Annotated in this window: 11 protein-coding genes, 2 tRNA genes and 3 rRNA genes; 10 read left to right on the forward strand and 6 right to left on the reverse strand. The window is 33.4% G+C overall.

Going from position 1 to position 25,187, the window contains the following annotated elements; translation table 11 throughout:
* Window positions 1–9: 9 nt before the first annotated feature.
* The 4 genes from JOP69_RS17010 to JOP69_RS17025 all read right to left on the reverse strand — a co-directional run bounded on the left by JOP69_RS17010 (window position 10) and on the right by JOP69_RS17025 (window position 11,689).
* Window positions 10–3,042 carry a SusC/RagA family TonB-linked outer membrane protein gene (locus tag JOP69_RS17010; protein WP_203392080.1) on the reverse strand — a complete coding sequence of 1,011 codons (3,033 nt, stop codon included), beginning with the start codon at window positions 3,040–3,042 and terminating at the stop codon, window positions 10–12.
* A gap of 725 nt (window positions 3,043–3,767) precedes the next feature.
* Window positions 3,768–5,573 (reverse strand): glycoside hydrolase family 2 protein, encoded by a 1,806-nt coding sequence (locus JOP69_RS17015; protein ID WP_203392081.1) that lies wholly within the window; start codon window positions 5,571–5,573, stop codon window positions 3,768–3,770.
* A gap of 85 nt (window positions 5,574–5,658) precedes the next feature.
* Window positions 5,659–9,813, reverse strand: coding sequence for a hybrid sensor histidine kinase/response regulator transcription factor (locus tag JOP69_RS17020; protein WP_203392082.1), 4,155 nt, complete (start codon window positions 9,811–9,813; stop codon window positions 5,659–5,661).
* Between the two features lie 640 nt (window positions 9,814–10,453).
* Entirely contained in the window at window positions 10,454–11,689 is a 1,236-nt protein-coding gene (locus tag JOP69_RS17025; protein ID WP_203392110.1) for an ABC transporter permease, read from the reverse strand.
* A 4-nt stretch (window positions 11,690–11,693) separates the two neighbouring features.
* On the opposite strand from JOP69_RS17025, the gene JOP69_RS17030 reads away from it, so the two are divergent.
* The gene (locus tag JOP69_RS17030; RefSeq protein WP_203392083.1) at window positions 11,694–12,965 is read left to right on the forward strand and encodes an exo-beta-N-acetylmuramidase NamZ domain-containing protein; all 1,272 of its coding nucleotides are present in this window, start codon (window positions 11,694–11,696) and stop codon (window positions 12,963–12,965) included.
* A 77-nt stretch (window positions 12,966–13,042) separates the two neighbouring features.
* Here the strand turns inward: JOP69_RS17030 and JOP69_RS17035 are convergent, their stop codons facing one another.
* Window positions 13,043–13,939 carry a transporter gene (locus JOP69_RS17035; protein ID WP_203392084.1) on the reverse strand — a complete coding sequence of 299 codons (897 nt, stop codon included), beginning with the start codon at window positions 13,937–13,939 and terminating at the stop codon, window positions 13,043–13,045.
* A 288-nt stretch (window positions 13,940–14,227) separates the two neighbouring features.
* Here JOP69_RS17035 and JOP69_RS17040 point away from each other — a divergent pair, with 288 nt between their 5' ends.
* The 9 genes from JOP69_RS17040 to cmk all read left to right on the forward strand — a co-directional run bounded on the left by JOP69_RS17040 (window position 14,228) and on the right by cmk (window position 24,348).
* On the forward strand, window positions 14,228–15,262 hold the full coding sequence (locus JOP69_RS17040) for a quinone-dependent dihydroorotate dehydrogenase (protein WP_203392085.1): 1,035 nt from the start codon (window positions 14,228–14,230) through the stop codon (window positions 15,260–15,262).
* A gap of 70 nt (window positions 15,263–15,332) precedes the next feature.
* Window positions 15,333–15,947 (forward strand): LysE family translocator, encoded by a 615-nt coding sequence (locus tag JOP69_RS17045; RefSeq protein WP_203392086.1) that lies wholly within the window; start codon window positions 15,333–15,335, stop codon window positions 15,945–15,947.
* A 1,341-nt stretch (window positions 15,948–17,288) separates the two neighbouring features.
* Window positions 17,289–18,806 (forward strand): 16S ribosomal RNA (locus JOP69_RS17050).
* 84 nt (window positions 18,807–18,890) lie between these two features.
* Window positions 18,891–18,964, forward strand: a tRNA-Ile gene (locus tag JOP69_RS17055).
* 83 nt (window positions 18,965–19,047) lie between these two features.
* Window positions 19,048–19,121, forward strand: a tRNA-Ala gene (locus tag JOP69_RS17060).
* A gap of 191 nt (window positions 19,122–19,312) precedes the next feature.
* Window positions 19,313–22,197: ribosomal RNA gene (locus JOP69_RS17065) — 23S ribosomal RNA — on the forward strand.
* Between the two features lie 173 nt (window positions 22,198–22,370).
* Window positions 22,371–22,480 (forward strand): 5S ribosomal RNA (gene rrf, locus JOP69_RS17070).
* Together the 16S, 23S and 5S rRNA genes with 2 tRNA genes alongside form the textbook arrangement of a ribosomal RNA operon.
* A 145-nt stretch (window positions 22,481–22,625) precedes the next feature.
* A complete protein-coding gene (gene porQ, locus JOP69_RS17075) occupies window positions 22,626–23,654 on the forward strand; it encodes a type IX secretion system protein PorQ (RefSeq protein ID WP_203393663.1) in 1,029 nt (342 codons plus the stop codon).
* A gap of 1 nt (window position 23,655) precedes the next feature.
* Window positions 23,656–24,348 carry a (d)CMP kinase gene (gene cmk / locus JOP69_RS17080; protein ID WP_203393662.1) on the forward strand — a complete coding sequence of 231 codons (693 nt, stop codon included), beginning with the start codon at window positions 23,656–23,658 and terminating at the stop codon, window positions 24,346–24,348.
* Between the two features lie 133 nt (window positions 24,349–24,481).
* On the opposite strand, the gene JOP69_RS17085 is transcribed toward cmk, so the two are convergent.
* On the reverse strand, window positions 24,482–25,111 hold the full coding sequence (locus JOP69_RS17085) for a 7-carboxy-7-deazaguanine synthase QueE (protein WP_203393661.1): 630 nt from the start codon (window positions 25,109–25,111) through the stop codon (window positions 24,482–24,484).
* Between the last annotated feature and the right edge of the window lie 76 nt (window positions 25,112–25,187).

Genomic DNA, 25,187 nt, shown 5'->3' on the forward strand with positions numbered 1-25,187 from the left:
TTGTTTTTATTAAAAGTCTAAAGAGAGTCCGAATACAACTTTTGCAGCAGTAGGATAAAAACCTCTGTCTACACCGATAGCATTATAGCTAAAGTTTCCAATTTCTGGATCTAAGCCTTTATAACCTGTAAAGGTGAAAAAGTCATCTAAGGAAACGTAAAATCTTAAATTGTTAATATGCATTTTTTTAATAGTGTTTTCTGGTAAAGAATATCCAAATTGAATTTGTTTAATTCTCATAAAAGAACCATCCTCCACCATTAAATCAGTATCATAAGAAGAAATTACATTTGCTGCACCTGGAAAGGTTGCTATATCACCTGGTTTTGTCCATCTTTCATTAAAGAAATGTACAGGTTTGTTTGTAATTGGTCTAGACGGTTGATGATAAGTTGCAATAATATCATTACCAATAGTTCCTTGAAACTGTAAGTTAAAATCGAATGCTTTGTAGCCTAAACTGATGTTACCTCCAAATAAAACATCTGGGTGAGGAGATCCTATATTTGTTTTATCAGCATTTGTAATACCACTTACTCCATCTGTATCTACTTTTATAACCTCTCCGGTTGCAGGGTCAATTCCATCCGTTTTATATCCGTAGAAATACCAAGAAGGCAGACCTTCTGTAAATCTAGTAATTCCGTCTGGGTTTTGAGGAGCACTAACGCCTGTAAGAGAAGTGCCTTCTGGCACAAGTAAAATTTCTGTTACTTTATTTTGTAGAGTAGATAAGTTGGCATTAATGTTGTATCTTAATCCACTTTCTGTAGTATCACCATATCCTAATTCAAATTCGAAACCTTTGTTTTCTATAGTACCAGAATTAAACTCGTTATAAATAAAACCAGAGGAACCAGGTGTAATTAATGAACCGTCGTTAATAATAGCATCTCTGGTAGTTTTTTTGTAATAATCTGCAGAGAAAGTTAATCTGTTATCTAAGGTTCTTAAGTCTACACCTAAATCTAATTGTTCTGATGTTTCCCAAACTAAGTTAAGGTTAGAATATCCGGTAATTTGAGCACCTGTATTCCCTAAATAATCGAGACTTTGTCCGTTAATGGTAGAGGTAATATATGTTTTATCTGAGTTACCATTAAGATTACTTCTACTTCCGTTTTGCCCCCAACTTGCTCTAAATTTTAGATAATCTATTTTAGAATCTGCTTTCCAAAAATCTTCTTTAGAAACTACCCATCCTGTAGAAAATGCAGGGAAAGTACCCGCTTTGTTTGCTTCTGGAAATTTATCTGATTTATCTCTTCTAATAGAAGCTTCGAATAAATATTTGCCTAAATAATCATAAGAAAGTCTACCAAACATAGATACCATATTATCTGGTGATGGATCTATTTGATTTATTTGTGTATTAAACTCTGGTAGGTCAAAGTTAAACCCTACAAAATCGGCAATAGCAGCAGAACCACTTCTAGACGTTGGTGTTTTAACTCTTGTTTCTTCTGCAGAATATCCTGCCAATAATTTAAAATTATGGTTACCAAATTCTTTTTCATAAGAGGCAAAATTTTCCCACAACCACCTTTTAGATTCTACAATTGTTTGAGAACCGGTATATGTTGTGTTTGCCGCTTCTGATGAAACATAATAAGGGTTCACCATATTTTTTGTGTCCCATTGATTTTTATCATATCCTAGTCTTGTTGTAAAAGAAAAGCCTTCAAAAGGTTTAAATTTTAAGTATGCAGAAGTTAAAAATTGATAAGAATCTACAGTAGTTTTATTGATGTCATTTGCATATGCTACAGGGTTTACAACTTCACCAGTAGAGTAACTTGGATATCCATAAACATTACCATTTTTATCTCTAAGTAATGGAACTCCGTTAGCTTCAGAACGATCTATAACCGTTTGAGGAACTGAGCCATTTGCATAAGTAACAGGTGTTAAGGGATCTATAATAAGCATGTTTTGTATAACTCCTCTTGTGTCACTATTTTCCTGAATTCCTTTTTTATCAGAAGAAGAATACGTAGAATTAACACCAACTTCTAACCATTTTGCTACATCTCCTTTTAAGTTTACTCTAAATGTAGATCTTTTAAAAGAAGTACTTCCATCACCAACAATACCATCTTGGTCTAAATGAGATGCAGAAGTATAATAAGAAAATTTTTCTGTAGCTCCAGATAAGTTAATATCATTTCTATGCATAATAGCAGTAGAAAATGTTTCATCGATCCAATTAGTATCATACCCATTATCTGTAATACTGGTTAAACCAGCTTCATTCATATAAGTAACAAATTGTGAAGCATTCATTAACTCCATGTCTGTTTTTAGAAATTGAATACCAAATTGAGAATTAAAAGAGACTTGTAAACCTCCTTTTCGTCCTCTTTTTGTAGTTATAATAACTACTCCGTTTGCACCTTCTGTACCGTATATGGCAGCAGAAGCAGCATCTTTTAGGATTTCTATATTTGCAATATCTGACGGAGCAATATCTGAAATAGAAGAGGCTTTCATACCATCAACAATAAATAACGGTTCTGAATTTCCACTAGAACCCGCACCACGAATTCTTATTTTTGCACCAGAACCTGGGGATCCAGATGATGAAGATACAGTAACACCAGAAGTTCTACCTTGTAATACCGCTTCTACTCTCTGGTTAGAAGAACTTTTAATTTGTTTAGAATCAATACTAGAAATTGCTCCGGTAACCAAGCTTTTTTTCTTGCTACCATACCCAACTACTATTATTTCATCTAAAGATTCTAGATTGTCTTGTAATACTACATTAATTTTAGTTTGGTCTCCAACAAGAATTGTTTGAGAATCCATTCCTAAATAAGAAAAAACTAACTCATTGCTAGGAGATACATCAGATAGGGTATAATTACCTTCAAAATCTGCATTTGTACCTTTGACAGTTCCTTTAATTACAACTGATACTCCTGGTAAAGTGTTTCCTGCGGAATCAGTTACCTGACCAGTAATTGTCTTGTTTTGCGAAAAAACATTCTGCACACATAATATTAGGCATGCAATAATCGTGACTTTAAATTTTTTCATCATTCATATTAATTGGTTAATTAAAATACTTGTTTGTTTAACAGTGCAGAAACTATAGGTTAGAATTATATATTATTAAAAATCAATACTAATAGTAATAACATAATAATTACTAATAGTACTTCATATAATAGTTTTTTTCTGTTTTTTGTTTGTTTCATAACATTGTTGTACTATCCAAATGTATAGTAAGATATCTGCATTTTTTAAAACAAAAAATACAGCTTTTAGAACTTTTGTTGCTATTTAACCTTTATTTAACATAGATGCTACATTTAATTCATAGTGCGCAACAATTGTTTCATAGTGCTTATTAGGTAGTGGAAATTTAAGCAAAACTTAGGAAATACGAGTTGCGTAAAAAAAATGCATTTTTATTTAAAAATCCATGAGTCTTGCTAATTCAGAAATATAAACTAGCATATATATGTGCAAAGTTTTAAGAGATCCGAAATAATAAAAGCAATAAAATAATGAGAGTTTTAGAGGTAATAGACAAAGTGATTCTTTTTTATGATGTATTTCTAATTGATAAGTTCTCGATATAAAATTTCTGAAAAAAATACTCGAATTGAGAACCTCTTATTAATTGAACATGTAACATTTAGAATCTGCTTAGTGCGTCTCTAGAAATTCCACGGATTTCTAGAGACGCACTAAACAATTTTTTGTCTAAAAAAATCTTGAATTTTTGGTTATCCTATAAATTTAAATAGCGCAATGGTATTCTATTTGTTTTCCTTGAGATAATAATTTTGTAAGACAAAAAAGGCTTGCTTTTTCATACCTTGCTCCGAAATTAACCCTTTTCTATTAAAATCATCTTGAATTCTTCTTAAAGGACGTCTTGCAGAACGGAAGTCCATCAAAACCCAAGGAGATAAACCTGCCATAAAATCAATATTTCTCATCATTTCAATATTTGTTCTGTAAAGTTCTGCTTGGTATTCTTCTGTCCATCGTTCCTTTTCTTTACCATGCATGCCAAATAATGCTCCACCACCAACTTCACTCATAATCATGGGTTTGTTATATGCACTAGCCCACTTTAGTTTAGAACAGGTTTCTACTGCCCCGGCATACCAACCGCAATAATTATTAATACCAATTACATCTACTATTTTTCCTAGAGGGTCCTCAATTAAGTTTCCATCATCTCCATAACCTTGCGTATCTAAAGCAGCTGTAATTAGTCGAGTGTTATCTAATTTTCTAGTTTGTTTTGCTAAATTTTCTATAAAAGACAATCGTGCTTCTCCTTCAGGCGTTTCATTTGCCATAGACCACAATATTACCGATGCCCGGTTTTTATCACGTGAAATCATCTCGGTAAGTTGATTCTTTGCATTTGCATAGGTATCTTTATTATCAAATTGAATGGTCCAATAAACTGGTATTTCCGACCAAATCATAAAACCCATCTTTTCAGCCTCCTTAACCATTGCTTCACTATGCGGATAATGAGCTAAACGTATAAAATTACAACCTAATTCTTTAGCCCATTGTAGCAATATTTTACATTCTTCTTTAGAAACTACCCGACCAGTTTTAAATGGGGCTTCTTCGTGAATGCTTATACCTTTTAGAAATATTTTTTTACCGTTTAATAAAATTTTAGAGCCATCTGTGGTTATTGTTCTAAAGCCAATGTTATCTGTTATTTTGTCGGTTAACGTTTTTAAAATAACTTTATATGTTTTTGGGTTTTTTGGTTCCCAAAGTGTGGGATTTGCTTTTATAGAGAATTTAGCTATTCCATTTTTTAGAACTGAATTTACTGACTTGTTGAGCTCGGGAATGCTCAAGTTAACCACATTACCATCTTTACCATTCTTAACGGATACCCAACCTTCAATTGTATTGGTGTTTCCTTTTGGTAACTGAATTAAATAATCAGTAATATGTGATTTTGGAGTTGTAATTAAATGTACCGACCTTGTAATACCTCCATAGTTCCACCAATCTTGATTTACTGTAGGTACATTCTCTAATTTTCTTTTGTTGTCTACTTTTACAACTATAAAATTATTGCCTTTTTTTAATTTATTAGTAATCTCAAATTGAAAAGGGGTGTAACCACCAACATGAGAACCAATGCGCTCTCCGTTAAGGTAAACGATAGCTTCGTAATTTACTGCTTCGAAATATAAATAGGTTAATTCATCATTGTTGGCTGTATAATTAAAGTCTTTTTTGTACCAAACGGTTCCTTCATAATAGTACAATTTATCCGTTTGAGTATTCCAATCACCAGGAACCATTAATTGCAAACTAGTTTCAAAATTATATTCAATCAAGTCAGCTGGTGTTTGCATTTGTAAATTACTAAAGTATCCTTTCTCTTTAGGGAGTAATCTATGGTTATAATATCCATTTTCAAGTGGATCTACAATCATATCCCACATGCCATTTAATGACGTTTTTTCTCTAGAGTCAATATTCTGTAATAGCTTAGAAAACTCAGTTTCTTGAGCTGAAGAAAGAGTACTTATGCTTGTTAGTAAAACTAGTACTATGTTTTTAATTAGTTTCATATTAAGGTCTTATTAAGTTTTTTACTTATAATTTATTCAAGTTTTTAGCAAATTTTTTCATTTCTTCGGCAACAGAAATGGACTACTAAACTTTTGTATCTTTTTTAACCTCTATTTCAGAAGGTAAAACTCCAAAATGAGCTTTAAAACATTTAGAAAAATAAGAAGGAGAAGAAAAGCCAACTTTAAAACATGCTTCACTAATATTCCCTCTACCAGAATCTAGAATTTGTTTTGCTCTTTCTAACCTTATTTTTCTAATAAATTCATTTACTGTTTGCCCTGTAATGGCTTTTATTTTTCTATATAATTGACTTCTGCTTAGTTTTAATTGTGATGCCAATTCTTCTACACTTAAATTAGAGTCGGAAATATTGTTGTTTATATAGTCTAGTAATTTTTGTATAAATTCTTTATCTATAGAGTTTGAGTTTATTTTTTCATCAGCACCACTAATTGCTCCAAAGAATTTATCGAAAATTAATTGCCTACTTGTTATTAATTGTGACAATCGAAGTTTTAATAATTTTAAATCAAAAGGTTTTACCATGTAAGCATCGGCTCCGTTTTCTATACCTTCAATTCTGTTTTCTATAGTTGTTCTTGCTGTTAACATTAGTACAGGAACATGACTTGTTGATGCATCTGTTTTTATAGCTTTACAAAAAATAAATCCATCCATTTCTGGCATTACAATATCTGTAATAATAGCGTCTGGTAATGTCTCTTTAGCTGTTTTAAGACCTTCAATACCATTTGTAGCTACAAACACCTTATATTCTTTACTTAATTCTATTTTTAGATAATCTAATAACTCTAAATTATCTTCAACAATTAAAATTGTTTTGGTTTTATGTAAGACTGTTTCATCCGTAGAATGTACTCTCTTTTCAATAGGGTCAATTAACAAGAACTGTTCTTTGCTATTAACTCTTTTATCATTTTCATATATAATTTGATCTTCTGTGTAATGTGATTTACCTGTTGGTAATAAAATTTTAAAAGTGGTTCCAGATCCTACTTTACTTTCTACTTTAATATCTCCTTTATGAAGATAGACAAAACTTTTTACCACTTCTAAGCCAATACCAGTGCCACCTATATATGTTTTGTTTTGGTCTTCTACTTGATAAAAACGTTCAAATATTTTTTCAACTTCTTGTTCATTTAATCCTGCTCCTGTATCAGAAATTACTATTTCTATAACTTCTATAGGTTGTTTTTTATCAACCAACGGTAAAAGATATAATTTATGATTAGAAAATAAATCGATATTTATGGCACCTCCTTTAGGGGTTGCTTTAATAGCATTAGATAAAAGGTTGAATATAATTTTTTCTAACATCTTTTCATCTGCCCAAACACCCAAATCTGGTACATCTGAATCGATACTTAATAAAATGTTTTTATTGAGCGTTTCTTCTTGAAAATAGTTGGCTATATTTTTAGTAAATTCAATTAGATTAATTTTACTTGCCCTAATTTTCATTTTGTTATGTTCTAATTTTCTAATATCCATTAACTCATTAATTAGGCGATAGAGTCTGTTGGTGTTTTTGTAAATAATAGCAAGTTTATTATTAACACTTTGAGGTAGATCTAATTCTTTGTTACTAATAATATCTTTAATAGGATTGATAATTAAGGTTAAAGGAGTTCTAAATTCATGAGAAATATTTGTAAAAAATTGAAGTTTCTTTTGGTTTAATTCATCGTTTTGTGTCTGTAATAAACGTTCATTTTTTAGAATTTCTTTTTCTTTTATTCTTTTTTGAGTTAGGCTGTTTAATAGATAAATACAAAACATAAATATTAGAATATAACTTAATATTGCCCAATTCGTTTTCCACCATGGTGGAAGAATTTTAATATTTAATTCTAACGGAACTTCGTTCCAGACCCCATCATTATTAGATGCTTTAAGTTTAAAAACATAATCTCCATGATCTAAATTTGTATAAGTAGCACTTCTTTTATGACCAACATAGTTCCAGGTAGTTTCATAACCTTCTAGATAATAGGCATAGCTATTTTTTTCTGGTCTTGTATAATTTAACCCAGTATATTCTATTGTAAATACAGATTGCACATCAGATAGTATAATGCTTTTTGTTTCTGAGATTACTTTTTTTAAAGGAGAATTTTTAGTTTGTGGAATCACTTTCTCATTAAACAATTTAAAATCGGTTAAATGCAATGAGGGTAAACTAGCGTTTGTTTTTATTTCTTTAGGATTAAAATAATCTAAACCTTTAAAATCACCAAAATATAGTGTTCCTTTTTCATCTTTTAGTACAGCTCCAAAATTAAAATCATTAGATAATAAACCATCATTGGAGGTGTAGTTTGTAAACTTCTTATCTTTTAAACTTATTTTAGTTAAACCATTATTACCACTAACCCATATATTATGGTCTTCATCTTCAATTATAGCAGAAACGTTTTCTTCTTCTAAACCTATAGTTTTATTATACCAGGTAAAAGAATCTTCATTTTTGTTATATCTGCAAAGACCAGCACCTCTTGTTCCAATCCAAATAGTATTATCAGAAGATTCATAAATAGAAAGTATGTGATTTACATCAGATAAATTACCATAGGCCTCTTGCATTTTTGGTCCTAAAGCAACTATTTCAAATTTATTATTTCCAATATCTTTTACTTTAAACAAACCATCTGCTGTACCAACCCAAATAGTATCATCAGTAGAAACAAAGACTTTCATTATCTTACTATTTAAAGATTTGTGTTTAAGAAATTCTTTGGAGTCGTATTTTCTAAATTTATTGGTTTTTAGATTATAGGAGTGAAGCCCTTCAAAATAAGTAGCTATCCATATATTTCCTTTAGAATCTTCAGAAAAACTTCTAATTGTATTTGAGATAAATTTTGATGGGGTATTTGTTTTATTAAAGTTGATAAACTTTTTAGATCCATTTTTTAGAAGAAAAATTCCGTGATCCCAACTTGCAACCCATAAATTATTTTTAGAATCTAAAAATAAGTGAACAATATAATCTGAGTTTAGGCCAGAATATGGATTATTGGAATCTTTATTAATATGTGTTATTTTTGATGTTTTAGGGTTATAAACATCTATACCACCACCGTCTGTAGATAGCCATAAATTTCCTTTTTTATCTTTAACAATACTCGTTACAGAAGATAAGTTTAAAGAGTTGTTTTTGTTTGGTAAACACTCAATATTTTTAAATTTATCAAAAAGTTTATCGCTAACAGCAATACCGCTATTAAAGTAACCCATCCAAATTCTATCATTTTTGTCTATAAATAGTTCCCAAATAGAATTATGTAATATGCTGTTTTTATCTATTTTACTAGAAACATAATTTTTAATTACTTCATTATTTTGGTCTAGATGAAAAAGCCCATCATTTTCAGTACCAATCATGATTGTATTATCTGATAACTGAATGATTTCCATAATTTTTTTATCAGTAAAATGGAACTGTTTTAAGCTTACAATATTATTATTTCTGTCATTTGTTAAGCCACATTTGTAAATGCCTTCATCCCTTTCAAAACCAATCCATAAATTATCATTGTTATCTAAAAATAAAACTTCAATAGATTGGTTAATTGTTTCTTTATTGTCTATAAATAACCTTGTTTGTATAAGTTTATTATTAATAAAATCGATCTCTTTTAGACCAAAATTGGTACCAACAAAAGTTTTGCCTTGTTTGGTGTGTTTAATGCTGTGAATACTTAGATCTTGCGTAGAATTGTTTATTTTTTCACCTACTTTAAGTGTTTTAATATTTAATTTATATAAACCTTTTCTATTAGTACCAATCAATAAATTACCTAAAGAGTCTTCTTCTATAGCTAAAATATTTTCTTTGTTATTATTATCTGTATCTAATTTTACTTTTATAAATTCATCTAAATCTCTATTGTAAAGATTTAAACCGTCTTCTGTACCAAACCAAAGCCGTTGTTTACTATCTATAAAAGAGCATTGTACAAGGTTGTTACTTAAAGAATTAGTGTTTTCAAAATTAAACTTATAAGGTGTGTAATCTATGCCATCAAACTTGTAAACACCAGTGCCAGTAGTTCCAATCCAAATAAAACCCAAATGATCTTGAACAATACAAGAAACTCCTACTTTAGGAATGCCTTCTTTAATATTTACAAAATTATAATCTTTATAAGGTTTTTGAGCGTAAAAAGAGATGCATAAAAAAAGCAATATTAATGTAGGTAATTTTTTCATTAAATTAATAACTTTTTAGTGTATTGTAATATTACATTTTTAACTTAACTATTGCAAATAGATTCTATTTCCAATAAGGTTTTTTCTTTTGTTTTTTGCAATAAATTTATAGTAATCTTTTATGTCTTAAAGGTAATTTGCTTACTTAAAGTTTAGTGCAACAAAATGAACATTTTATACAAGAGATGTTGTTTTAAGTACATAAAAAATTGTAAAAGTGTATGTTAGAACATCTGTAATAGCATAGGTAAGAAGTAATTTTATTTCTTTAGTTATGTATGGTTTTATGGCGTTCCCTAAAAAGGTCGTGCTTTCATTACTCGCTTTTTTTTGTTTTTAGATTCATCTAAAACAAAAAAAGAGCTCAAACATGCCATTCAATCACTAACGCAAATTATGTGTTAGCTATAGGTGTATTCTAAAAGTAAATAGATGGTTTGCGTTAGGGATTGCAGTGGCATCCTTTTTATGTTAAGCGGGTTTGTAATGCCTTTTATAAAGAATAGAAGTACTTGTATTAAGAGTTAGAAGTTATTATAAATACAACAGAAATAAAAAGATATAACGGAAAGCGCGACTTGGTCCTGAATGCCTTCAGGATAAAGAAACGCCCAAATTTAAACAAGCTCAAGACAAGCTTTTATGCAAACTTAATAGATTTAGAAGGCTGAATTTTAGTAATAATATAAGAAGGGATAATCAACATTAAAAAAGACATTATTAACGTGCCAATATTTAGCAATAAAATAGCTTTTAAAGAGATATAAACTGGCATTGTTGTTACATAATAGGTTTCCGGATTCAAGGTGATTAGCTCAAAGTAATATTGTACAAAAAGGATAGATAAACCAATAATATTTCCCCAGAAAAGGCCTTTTAAAATAAGGTAAGAAGCATTGTATAAAAATATTTTTCTAATGCTAGTATTGCTACTTCCTAAGGCTTTTAAAATACCAATCATTTGTACACGTTCTAAGATTAAAACGAGTAGAGCAGTAATCATGTTTATACCGGCAACTAAAATCATAATAGCTATAATAAACCACACGTTATTGTCAAAAAGCTCTATCCACTCAAAAACCGTTTGATAACTATCTACTATCGTTTTTGCATTTAAGTCTAGACTAATCTCTTTATAAATTTCGTCTCCTTTTGCTTCAATATTATCAAAACTATCTAAAAGTACTTCAAAACCACCAATTTGGTTTTCTGTCCATTTGTTCAGGTTTTGTACCTCTCTAATGTCACCAATCATCATAGATTTGTCAAATTCTGCAAAACCAGAATTATAGATTCCTACAATTGTATATTTTCTATTAGAAGGTAGTTTGCTGTTTGCCGTTTTTAAAAAAGTGGCTAAAATAATATCGTTTAATTTAAGGTGTAAACGATTTACAATGGTTTGTGATAATAAAACTTCTTTAGTTCTATCTTGGTTAAAATTGGGTGTTCTACCAGCTATCAAATATTCGTTGAAAAAAGTCCAATCATAATCAGTAGAAACACCTTTAAAAATAATGCCTTCAAAGTCCGTTTCTGTTCTTAAAATTCCAGCCTTATTTGCAAAAACTTGTATATTTTTTATTCCTTCAATATTTTTAAACTTCGGATAAAATTCTTGGTTTTTATCAATAGGAACCGTAGAAACATCAGAATTATTGGCATCGTAATTGATAATTTGAACATGGCCTTTAAACCCAGCCATTTTATCGCGAATTTTATATTGCAGTCCAGCACCTGTTGCTACAGCAATTAGCATAATAATAATTCCTAACGCAATTGCTGTGATTGCAATTTTTATTATTGGCGACGAAATGCTATTTTTATACTTTTTACCGGCAATAATGCGTTTTGCAATAAATAACTCGTAATTCAAATTGATGATAGTTTTTAAACCTTTCAAAAGTACATATTTATTCTTATTTCTACTGCTGAATTTTCAGCTGATTTCTTGTGCACAAAGTTCTGGTGTAAAAGTTAAAAAGTTAAAAGTTGAAAAGGAAAAAACTGAAGCCTTAAAAATTAAAACAGGAGCAGAGCGTACCAATTTGTACTTGAACATGTTAAAAGGAAAAAATGTTGCAATTGTTGCAAACCAAACATCTGTGTTGTCTGTTTTAGAAAGGGCAGAAGTAGCGGCTAATGTTATGGGGTCTAAAAAAGTTACCCATCATTTGGTAGATTATTTACACAACTTTAATGGCATAAACGTTAAAAAAGTTTTTGCACCAGAACATGGTTTTAGAGGAAAAGCAGATGCAGGTGAGGTTGTAAAAGATGGTTTTGATACTAAAACTGGCTTGCCAATTGTTTCTTTATATGGAAAAAATAAAAAGCCTTCTGCAGCACAATTAGCAGGAATTGATATTGTAGTTTTTGATATTCAGGATGTTGGCGCGCGTTTTTATACGTATATTTCTTCTTTGCATTATGTAATGGAAGCGTGTGCAGAAGCTGGAGTTGAAGTAATTGTATTAGACAGACCAAACCCAAACGGACATTATATAGACGGACCCGTTTTAGAAGAAGCACATAGTTCTTTTGTGGGGATGCATAAAGTTCCGGTGGTATACGGAATGACTATTGGCGAATATGGCCAAATGATTAATGGAGAGAAATGGCTTAAAAATGGAATGCAGTGTAATTTAAAAGTAATTCCTTTAGAAAATTATACGCACCAAACGGAATATAGTTTGCCAATAAAACCATCACCGAATTTACCAAATGATAAAAGTATTAACCTATATCCTAGTTTGTGTTTTTTCGAAGGTACAAATGTTTCTGCAGGACGAGGAACAGCAATGCAGTTCCAAATTTATGGTTCTCCGTATTTAACAAAAAGCGAGTTTACTTTTACACCGCAAGCAAATGAAGGTGCTAAATATCCAAAGTTTAAAAATATATTATGTTACGGAGAAAATTTACAACAAACAGAGAATCTTAATAAATTAGATTTATCCTATTTAATAAAAGCATACCAACAGAATACCTCTAAAGAGTTTTTTAATAGTTTCTTTACTAAACTTGCAGGGACTAAAAAATTACAAGAACAAATTGTAAAGGGATTGTCTAAACAAGAGATTAGAAAAACTTGGAATAAGGATTTAGAAAATTTTAAAGTTGTTAGAAGTAAGTATTTAATTTATGATTAGAAAAAGGAATCTAATTCTATAGAATAGAAAAAGCTCGTAAGAAATTACGAGCTTTTTCTATTCTTATTAAAAGAAACTTATAGGTTAAGGTTGTAAGTTAATCCAACAGAATAGTTGGTAGATTTACCAATATTACGTCCATCAACAACAGCACTAAAACCTACACTTGCTCCTAATTCAGGAATAATGTTTTTATAAATAGTAGCACCTAATCTTGTATATTCTACTTTAGTTTCAGGAAAGTTATTACCAGTAAAACCAGCTCCACCAATATCTACTCCGTCTGTAGAAGCTAAATAATCTAACCAACCTTCTACATAAATTAAAGAACTAGCATACCCTATTTTAGTAGTTGCATAATAAGCATTTGGTACATCAAAATCAGCACCACCTACAGTATTGTCTGCATCACCTCTAAATTGGTAAGAATTTAAAAAGGTAGCAAAAAGACCCGCATCGTTTTGTAAATGTAAACCAGCAGTTAAGTTGGTAGAAAATGTATTGTTACCAAGAGACAAAATTCCGTTTGCTTCGTAACCTGTAGGAATATCTACACTTAAACCAGTAATAACATCTAAGTTTACTTTTTCAAAATTAAAAGTATACGCATTGTATTTTAATCCGATAGAAATATCTTGAAAACCATCTTGTTTAGTAGCTCCGTTTACAGGGTCTGCAATTCCATTTCCTTCAGCAGAAATATAAGGCGCATTTAAAACAACAGATAATTTGTTTGTAATACCGTATTTAGCGTATAAGCTATAAACGTTCTGATCAATTTCATTATGAGCAGGCACTGCGTCCATTTTGGTTTCCCCAGCATAAAATTTTTCATAATTACTAGAGGTGTAAGAAGCTGTTAAAGATAAATCTCCTTTTTTGGGAGTAAAACCATCTAACAATCCTTGAGCATTAGTTTGTGTTGTTAAAGCTAGTCCAAAAACCAATCCTAATACTATTTTACTTGTTTTCATTTTGTGTTTTTTAATAGTTAGGTTTCTTGGTCGAGTGCTAATTATTTAAATTACAAAATGAATTTTTTCTTTTCTGAAAAAGAAAAATGGTAAAGAAATTATTTTTTATTTCTAACTCTTTTTGAGTGTGTTATCAATTAAAAAAACGATTATTTTTTTTAATATTTTATTTTTCTGAGGTTCATATTTTTTGATTTTTTATTTGAAATAGGTTTTAGAGTTTTATCATTATAAAATTTGTAATTTTGAAAACTAGAAATAAGCTACTTAAAATAACCCTAGTAAAGCATGTACAAATCTATTGTAAGACCAATTTTCTTTTTATTCGATCCAGAAAAAATTCATTACTTCACTTTTTCGTTAGTCAAAAATCTTTGTAAAATTCCTTTTGTTTCTTCTATATTCAGAGGTTTATATGTTGTTGAAGACAAACGATTAGAAAAAACGTTATTCGGAATTACCTTTAAGAACCCAGTAGGTTTGGCAGCAGGTTTCGATAAAAATGCTGTTTTGTATAACGAATTAGCAAATTTTGGTTTTGGATTTATAGAAATAGGAACCGTTACCCCAAAAGGGCAAGTTGGTAATCCTAAAAAAAGATTGTTTAGATTAAAAGATGATCAAGGAATTATAAACAGAATGGGTTTTAATAATGACGGAATGGAAGCTGCCGTTAAAAACCTAAAAAAGAATAAAGGGCAAGTAATTATTGGTGGAAACATTGGTAAAAATACAGCAACTACTCCAGAAAATTATACACAAGATTATTGCGAAGTTTTTAAAGAATTACATCCGTATGTAGATTACTTTGTCTTAAATGTAAGTTGCCCAAATGTAGGTAGTCATGCAAAACTGAATGACAAAGACTATTTATTAGAATTAATTTCTGCTTGTCAGAAGCTTAATAATAAAGAAAAAGTACAAAAACCAATTTTATTAAAAATTGCTCCAGATTTAAATAATATCCAGTTAGATGAAATTATAGAATTGGTACATGAAACAAAAATTGATGGAGTAATTGCTTCTAACACATCTACAAACAGAGAAAACTTAAAAGTATCTAAAGAACGTTTAGCAGAAATTGGTAATGGCGGAGTAAGTGGGCAACCGGTAAAAAATCAAAGTACCGCTGTTATTAAATATTTGGCAGATACTTCTAATAAATCTTTTCCTATAATTGGAGTAGGAGGTATTCACTCAGAAAAAGATGCGTTAGAAAAAATAAATGCAGGAGCAGATTTAGTGCAAGTATACACTGGTTTTATTTATGAAGGTCCAGGTTTGGTAAAGCGAATAAACAAAGCAATTCTAAAACAATTTTAATATAGAAGTCTTATCATATAAAAGAGGTCTTACTTTCGTTAAAAACTCATTTTAGAAAAAACATAAGTTTATGATAGAAATATTAATCTCTTTCGCCTTTGCAACAGCTGTTTTATCCCTTTCCCCAGGTCCAGATAATATTTTCGTAATTACCCAGAGTATAGTAAACGGAACAAAATATGGTATTGCTACCGTTGTAGGGTTAATGTCTGGTTGTTTGGTGCATACCACACTGGTTGCTTTCGGAGTTTCGACAATTATCAAAGAAAACGAAAGCCTTTTCTTTATCATAAAATTATTAGGCGCAAGTTATCTACTCTTTTTAGCGTACAAAGTGTATAAAAGTGACGCCAAAATAGTCTTGTCTAATACAAATATTCAAAAAGAGTCAGTATTTCAGCTATTCAAAAAAGGATTTATAATGAATGTATTAAATCCTAAAGTTGCTTTGTTCTTTTTAGCATTTTTTCCTCAGTTTTTGTTTTCTAAAACTATTTCAACCGTTATTCAGTTTTATACTTTAGGCGGTATTTTTATTCTAGTCTCTTTTTTAGTATTTGCTGGCATTGCCCTTTTATCAGGAAGTATTTCTAGTTACTTAAAAGAAAATGATAAAGTAGGCGTATATCTAAAATGGGGACAAGTAACCGTATTTATCTTCATTGCAATCATGATTTTGTTATAAGACTAATTAAATACATATATTAAAAAAGATTAATATTCTCTTTAGGGTGTTCCCTTTTTTTAGTCTATTATATAAAATTTACTGTTTTAGATAAGCATAATTATCAATTTAAAGAAGATTTAGAAAAAAGGTCGGGCTTTCCACTATATCTTTTTATATGCTTATTTCTGCTATCGCATCAATAATCATATAAAAAGGATGCCGTTTCAATCCCTAACACAGCTAATTTGCTAGCGTAATTGTCATTTCAAAAATACTACCTTATATATAGACAATTATCGATAAGCAAATAAAACCAATTTTGCAACAAACTTAATATACTGTCAGTTCAAGCGCTGTCGAGAACAAATTTATGTTTTCTATGTTGCTATGTGTTTAAAAATAATATTTCTAAACTCATTTTAAGCATTGCGACCCAATATAGATTACTATTATTTATATTTTTTGAAGGACGATCAAGAATAACGCGCTAATATATAAAGACACAAACAACTTCTTTAGAGCTAAAAAGCACGATTATTATAATAATGAAGTTTCTTTTTAAAAATAAAAGCCACTAGGTAAGCAGAAGAATTACAAAAAAAAGCAATAATAAAAGCAATAATACCTTCAAAATTCAATCTAGAACTTTTTCTTGTTTTAGATGGTGTATAGCTTAAATGAGGAGATTCTCTAAAAATAATCCTCAATCCTTTTATGAATCAAGAAATAACCTCAAAAAAACCTTCCTCATAAACCGCTAAAAACAAACCTCTTAAAACCGTATGTAAAATTAAATAAAAATAAACGTAAAAAAATAGTTGTCAGAATAAAAATGAGTTGTAAGTTTGCACCCGCTAACAGGAATAACACAGAGTTAGCAACGTTCATTGAGGAGTTGTAATTAGTTTAAGGATTAGTAGTTTAACTAAATAAAGTGTCAAGCTTTTATTTAAAAATAAAATAACAATTTCCTTAGGATTATAATTAAAAAGAGTTGTATGTTTGCAGTCCGAAATTTTCGGCAAAACGTTCAGGTTTTTTTAAGGTTAAAAAGCAAATAAAAAAAAAGTTTCTTTTTTTTATTGTCAGATTAGAAATAGTTTGTATGTTTGCAGCCGCTAAGGAATACAGCAAAAACGATCAGAGAAAGTTTGGAATGATAGTTAAAGATTATCAGTTAGTTCGAGTCTAACATTTCTACAAGTTAGGATTTATAACGAGTGTTTGAAAACATGAGTGCGAAGCCTAAAAGTTCATTGAAAATATTGAAATTGACAGCGTAATTAAAGAGTAGAATAACCACATTATTAATTTAATGTAAATTCTTTTGAAACTTATTCATTAAAATATTTAAAATATACAATGAAGAGTTTGATCCTGGCTCAGGATGAACGCTAGCGGCAGGCTTAACACATGCAAGTCGAGGGGTAACATTGTGCTTGCACAGATGACGACCGGCGCACGGGTGCGTAACGCGTATAGAACCTACCTTTTACTGGAGAATAGCCTTTAGAAATGAAGATTAATGCTCCATAGTATTGAGTTCCGGCATCGGGATTTAATTAAAGATTTATTGGTAAAAGATGGCTATGCGTCCTATTAGTTAGATGGTAAGGTAACGGCTTACCATGACATCGATAGGTAGGGGTCCTGAGAGGGAGATCCCCCACACTGGTACTGAGACACGGACCAGACTCCTACGGGAGGCAGCAGTGAGGAATATTGGGCAATGGAGGCAACTCTGACCCAGCCATGCCGCGTGCAGGAAGACTGCCCTATGGGTTGTAAACTGCTTTTATACAGGAAGAAACACTGGTATGTATACCAGCTTGACGGTACTGTAAGAATAAGGACCGGCTAACTCCGTGCCAGCAGCCGCGGTAATACGGAGGGTCCGAGCGTTATCCGGAATCATTGGGTTTAAAGGGTCCGCAGGCGGTCAATTAAGTCAGAGGTGAAATCCCATAGCTCAACTATGGAACTGCCTTTGATACTGGTTGACTTGAGTCATTTGGAAGTAGATAGAATGTGTAGTGTAGCGGTGAAATGCATAGATATTACACAGAATACCGATTGCGAAGGCAGTCTACTACGAATGTACTGACGCTGAGGGACGAAAGCGTGGGGAGCGAACAGGATTAGATACCCTGGTAGTCCACGCCGTAAACGATGGATACTAGTTGTTGGGTGTATGCTCAGTGACTAAGCGAAAGTGATAAGTATCCCACCTGGGGAGTACGGTCGCAAGACTGAAACTCAAAGGAATTGACGGGGGCCCGCACAAGCGGTGGAGCATGTGGTTTAATTCGATGATACGCGAGGAACCTTACCAGGGCTTAAATGTAGTATGACAGGACTAGAGATAGTTTTTCCTTCGGGCATATTACAAGGTGCTGCATGGTTGTCGTCAGCTCGTGCCGTGAGGTGTCAGGTTAAGTCCTATAACGAGCGCAACCCCTGTCGTTAGTTGCCAGCAAGTAAAGTTGGGGACTCTAACGAGACTGCCTACGCAAGTAGTGAGGAAGGTGGGGATGACGTCAAATCATCACGGCCCTTACGTCCTGGGCCACACACGTGCTACAATGGTATGGACAATGAGCAGCCATCTGGCAACAGAGAGCGAATCTATAAACCATATCACAGTTCGGATCGGAGTCTGCAACTCGACTCCGTGAAGCTGGAATCGCTAGTAATCGGATATCAGCCATGATCCGGTGAATACGTTCCCGGGCCTTGTACACACCGCCCGTCAAGCCATGGAAGCTGGGAGTGCCTGAAGTCGGTCACCGTGAGGAGCCGCCTAGGGTAAAACTGGTAACTAGGGCTAAGTCGTAACAAGGTAGCCGTACCGGAAGGTGCGGCTGGAACACCTCCTTTCTAGAGAAAGATGGTGAGTTACAAAAAAAGGTCATTTTTACTCTTTGCTGTTAATTTTATAATATAAGTATTTTAAGCTATTATAGTCTCGTAGCTCAGCTGGTTAGAGCGCTACACTGATAATGTAGAGGTCGGCAGTTCGAGTCTGCCCGGGACTACAAATAAGCAAAAGTACTAAGGAAATTCTGGAAGTAAGAGGATTCTACATTCATAATTTAGAATTTATTCTGAATTTCATAATGGGGGATTAGCTCAGCTGGCTAGAGCGCTTGCCTTGCACGCAAGAGGTCATCGGTTCGACTCCGATATTCTCCACAACGGCTTATAGTTGTTACTGATTTAATTATCAGTGGCGATTCGCCACAAGTTCATTGACATATTGGTAAAATGATATCGTAAGAATCAAATAGATAGAGAACGATTAGAGTAATATCTAATCAAATAATTTTTTTATAAAAATATAAAAGAGTTCATTATAGTGTGGCAACACACTGTAGCAAAAAGTACAATAAGTTAAGTAAGGGCGTATGGCGGATGCCTAGGCTCTCAGAGACGATGAAGGACGTGATAAGCTGCGATAAGCTACGGGGAGGGGCACATACCTTTTAATCCGTAGATTTCCGAATGGGGCAACCCGGCATGTTGAAGACATGTCACCTCGTAAGAGGAGTAAACCCGGTGAACTGAAACATCTAAGTAACCGGAGGAAGAGAAAACAATAGTGATTCCGTTAGTAGTGGCGAGCGAACGCGGATTAGCCCAAACCTATTTTGTTACGGCAAAATAGGGGTTGTAGGGCCACGATATTCGAAGATAAGTGAATTAGAACTGTTTGGAAAGACAGACCATAGAGGGTGATAGTCCCGTAAAAGTAAGCGAATTTTAGATAGTGGTACCCTGAGTAGTGCGGGACACGAGTAATCCTGTATGAATCCACCGGGACCATCCGGTAAGGCTAAATACTCCTGAGAGACCGATAGTGAACTAGTACCGTGAGGGAAAGGTGAAAAGAACCCTAAGTAAGGGAGTGAAATAGAACCTGAAACCGTACGCCTACAAGCGGTCGGAGCATCATTTATGGTGTGACGGCGTGCCTTTTGCATAATGAGCCTACGAGTTACTGTTTCTAGCAAGGTTAATTGATTAAGTCAAGGAGCCGTAGCGAAAGCGAGTCTGAATAGGGCGCTTTAGTTAGTAGTAGTAGACGCGAAACCGAGTGATCTACCCATGGGCAGGTTGAAGCTGTGGTAACACACAGTGGAGGACCGAACCAGTTGACGTTGAAAAGTCTTTGGATGACCTGTGGGTAGGGGTGAAAGGCCAATCAAACTCGGAAATAGCTCGTACTCCCCGAAATGCATTTAGGTGCAGCGTTGAGTAAAAGTTTTATAGAGGTAGAGCTACTGATTGGATGCGGGGGCTTCACCGCCTACCAATTCCTGACAAACTCCGAATGCTATAAAATGTTTCTCAGCAGTGAGGGCATGGGTGCTAAGGTCCATGTCCGAGAGGGAAAGAACCCAGACCATCAGCTAAGGTCCCCAAATATATGTTAAGTTGAAAAAACGAGGTGAAATTGCTTAGACAGCTAGGATGTTGGCTTGGAAGCAGCCATTCATTTAAAGAGTGCGTAACAGCTCACTAGTCGAGCGATTTTGCATGGATAATAATCGGGCATAAACATATTACCGAAGCTATGGATTAACGTTGAAAGACACGTTAGTGGTAGGGGAGCATTGTAATCAGCGTAGAAGGTGTACTGTGAGGTATGCTGGAGTGGTTACAAAAGAAAATGTAGGCATAAGTAACGATAATGGGGGCGAGAAACCCCCACACCGAAAGACTAAGGTTTCCTCAGCGATGCTAATCAGCTGAGGGTTAGTCGGGTCCTAAGGCGAATCCGAAGGGAGTAGTCGATGGATAACAGGTTAATATTCCTGTACTTCTTATAATTGCGATGGGGTGACGGAGTAATGAAAGCACCGCGAACTGACGGAATAGTTCGTTGAAACATGTAGCTATTAGACTTGTAGGTAAATCCGCAGGTTTAGGTGAAGTGTGATAGTACCAAGCGTCTTCGGACAATTGGATAGTGTGCCTAAGGGCTTCCAAGAAAAACCTCTAAGCTTCAGATTATAAGAACCCGTACCGTAAACCGACACAGGTAGTTGGGATGAGAATTCTAAGGTGCTCGAGAGATTCATGGCTAAGGAACTAGGCAAAATAGACCCGTAACTTCGGGAGAAGGGTCGCCCATCTTCGGATGGGCCGCAGTGAAAAGGTCCAGGCGACTGTTTATCAAAAACACAGGGCTTTGCTAAATTGAAAGATGATGTATAAGGCCTGACACCTGCCCGGTGCTGGAAGGTTAAGTGGAGGGTTTAGCTTCGGCGAAGATCTGAAATGAAGCCCCAGTAAACGGCGGCCGTAACTATAACGGTCCTAAGGTAGCGAAATTCCTTGTCGGGTAAGTTCCGACCTGCACGAATGGTGCAACGATCTGGACACTGTCTCAGCCATGAGCTCGGTGAAATTGTAGTATCGGTGAAGATGCCGATTACCCGCAGCGGGACGAAAAGACCCCGTGAACCTTTACTATAGCTTAGTATTGGCTTTGGATAAGTAATGTGTAGGATAGGTGGGAGACATTGAAGCGGCGTCGCTAGGCGTTGTGGAGTCGTCCTTGAAATACCACCCTTTGCTTATCTAGAGTCTAACTCAGAGATGAGGACAGTGCTTGGTGGGTAGTTTGACTGGGGTGGTCGCCTCCAAAAGAGTAACGGAGGCTTCTAAAGGTACCCTCAGTACGCTTGGTAACCGTACGTAGAGTGCAATGGCATAAGGGTGCTTGACTGAGAGACATACAGGTCGATCAGGTTGGAAACAAGAGCATAGTGATCCGGTGGTTCCGCATGGAAGGGCCATCGCTCAAAGGATAAAAGGTACTCCGGGGATAACAGGCTGATCTCCCCCAAGAGCTCATATCGACGGGGGGGTTTGGCACCTCGATGTCGGCTCGTCACATCCTGGGGCTGGAGAAGGTCCCAAGGGTTGGGCTGTTCGCCCATTAAAGTGGCACGCGAGCTGGGTTCAGAACGTCGTGAGACAGTTCGGTCTCTATCTGCTGTGGGCGTTAGAAATTTGCGTGGATCTGACTCTAGTACGAGAGGACCGAGTTGGACTGACCTCTAGTGTACCTGTTGTTTCGCCAGAAGCATAGCAGGGTAGCTACGTCGGGAAGGGATAAGCGCTGAAAGCATATAAGCGCGAAACCCACCACAAGATGAGATTTCTTTAAAGGGTCGTTGGAGATTACAACGTTGATAGGTCATAGGTGTAAAGGCAGTAATGTCATAGCCAAGTGATACTAATAACCCATAGACTTATGTACGCTTCCCGCCGAAAGGCGGGAGCACAGACTCTTTATTTATTACGAAAAAAACGATATTATTTTACCATATGTTAACTTATACAGTTGGCAGTGAAAATAGTCAGCAGTTGGCAGTAGCAGTATTTATACTGAGACTGAAAACTGAATACTAAAACACTGCATACTGAAAATCTTAGGGTGGTTATAGCATTGGGGCTCACCTCTTCCCATCTCGAACAGAGAAGTTAAGCCCAATCGCGCCGATGGTACTGCATTTATGTGGGAGAGTAGGTCGCCGCCTTTCTTTAAACCTCAATTCTTACGAATTGAGGTTTTTTTTTGGTTTAAAATGAAATGTTTTGTTGGAATTTTATCATATTTGTTTATTCTATTTATAATATTATAGCTTATTTTCGTTATTAATTTATCAGCAGTTTATTTATTTCTTAATGAATTATAAAAACATCGTATTCTCTATCTTTATTTTTTCTATTTGCTCTCTGAGAGGACAAGTTGGAGGAGAAAAAGTATATCAGTTTTTAAATGTATCTACTTCTGCTCGTCAAGTTGCATTAGGTGGAGAAGTTTTAACACTTTTAGATGATGTGAATCAACCTATATGGAACCCTTCTGTAATTAGTGTTGAGATTGACAATAAATTGTCTGCCAATTATACTAGTTTTTTAGCGGGAATAAATATTGGTTCTTTAGCTTATGCTAAAACAATTTCTAGACGGTTTGGTACCATTCATGGAAGTATTAAATATATTGATTATGGTTCTTTAATTGGAGCAGATGAAGAAGGCAATGAAACTGGAGATTTTAATGCTAGTGATATAGCGGTATCGGTGGGTTATGCTTTAAATATTCCAGGATCAAATTTTTTTGTAGGTTCTAATATTCGTTTTATAAATTCTAATATAGCTAATTTTTCTTCTATTGGTGTGGCAACAGATTTAGCTATTTTGTACTACAGTCCTTATAAGCCTTTTACGTTTACTTTGGTTTCTAGAAATATAGGTGTTCAATTAGAGACTTATAATGGAGTAAACGAAAAATTACCTTTTAAAGTTGCTTTAGGTGGTTCTTATAAATTAGAACATGTTCCTTTAAAATGGTATGCTACTATTGATAATTTACAGAAATGGGATATCTCAGTGCGAAACCCATCTGATCAAACAACGGATTTAGAAGGGAATGTTACTAATGAGAAAGTTGGTTTTATTGGTAATACTTTTAGACATTTTGTAATTGGGGGAGAGTTGTTTCCTGAGAGTTTGATTAATTTAAGGTTGGGCTATAATTTTAGAAGAGCAGCGGAATTAAAATTACAAAATGCGAGAACTTTTAGTGGTTTTTCTTATGGATTTGGAATTCAAATGAATAGGTTAAAGTTTAATTATGCGTATTCTAAGTATCACTCTGCAGCAAATGCAAGTACTTTTAGTTTATTAATAGATTTAGATAGTAGAAGATAATATGAGTAAAAAAATTATTATTGCAATTGATGGATTTTCATCTACCGGTAAAAGTACCATTGCTAAATTACTAGCAAAAAAGTATAATTATATTTATGTAGATACTGGTGCAATGTACAGAGCTGTTACTTTGTTTGCAAAACAAAATAGTTTTGTAGGTAAAGATTTTTTAGATAAAGAAGCACTTGTTTCTAGTTTAAAAGATATTTCTCTTACTTTTCAGTTTAACAAGGAATTGGGTTTTGCGGAAATGTTTTTGAATGGTGAAAATGTTGAGAAAGAAATTAGGACTTTAGAGGTATCTCAATTGGTTAGTAAAGTAGCTACTATTTCTGCAGTAAGAAAAAAGTTGGTGGCTGAACAACAAATAATGGGAGAAAATAGTGGAATTGTTATGGACGGTAGAGATATTGGTACTGTTGTTTTTCCGGGTGCAGAACTGAAATTATTTATGACCGCATCTGCGGATAAAAGGGCAACCAGACGTTATAAAGAGTTGGTTGATAGAGGTGATAAAGTGGATTTTAAAGATATTCTTTTTAATGTTGAAGAAAGAGATAGAATTGATTCTACGAGAGAAGACTCTCCTTTAATGAAAGCAATTGATGCAATTGGTTTTGATAATTCTGATATGGGAATTACAGAGCAATTTGAACGTATTTGTACGTTAGTAGATAGAAAACTTTCTGAATAACATTAAATTTATAAATGCGCTTAGCCCTGATTGAACGGTTTGTTTGAGCTCTTTTTTATTCCTTTTTAGGATAAAAAAAGCGAGTAGTGAAAGCAGGAAACAGCTTCTAATAAAAATAGTTAATACCTGAATATTATGGAATATTCAGGTATTTATGCGTTTGTAAAGAAATTTTCCATTTCGGATTTTTCATCACATAATCTACAATTTCTGGTGTCATTTTTTCTTTTTTACTCCATTCTGGTTGTAAAAATAACTGGCATTTTTCGCCAACTTTGGCAGCTTCTTGTTCAGCAAAATCAAAATCTGACTTGTTATGAATAATCATTTTAAGTTCGTCTGCTTCTGGATAACATTCGTCTAAAGGCATTTTTGTTTTCTTTGGTGAAAGACAAAACCAATCCCATTTTCCGGAAAAAGAATAGGCTCCAGAAGTTTCTATATGTGTTTTTATATTATTCTGCTGAAGTAATTCTGTAATATAATTCATTGGCCACATTAAAGGTTCTCCACCCGTAATAACAACCGTTTTAGCGTGTTTTGTTACATTCTTTACAATTGTATCTGCTAGGGTTGGTGGGTGCAATTCTGCATTCCAACTTTCTTTAACATCACACCAATGGCAACCCACATCGCAACCACCAACTCTAATAAAATAAGCTGCAGTGCCTGTATGAGAACCTTCACCTTGTATTGTATAAAACTCTTCCATTAACGGAAGCATAATACCTTTGTTTACTAAATCTTTTGTCTTTTTATCCATCTTCATTAATATCAACCCTAAAAAGGTTTTAAAAGTGCAAAGGTAGTTTTTTGTGTATCAAGAATAAAAGGAATAA

Source organism: Polaribacter sp. Q13 (assembly GCF_016858305.2).
In the GTDB taxonomy this organism is placed as follows: domain Bacteria; phylum Bacteroidota; class Bacteroidia; order Flavobacteriales; family Flavobacteriaceae; genus Polaribacter.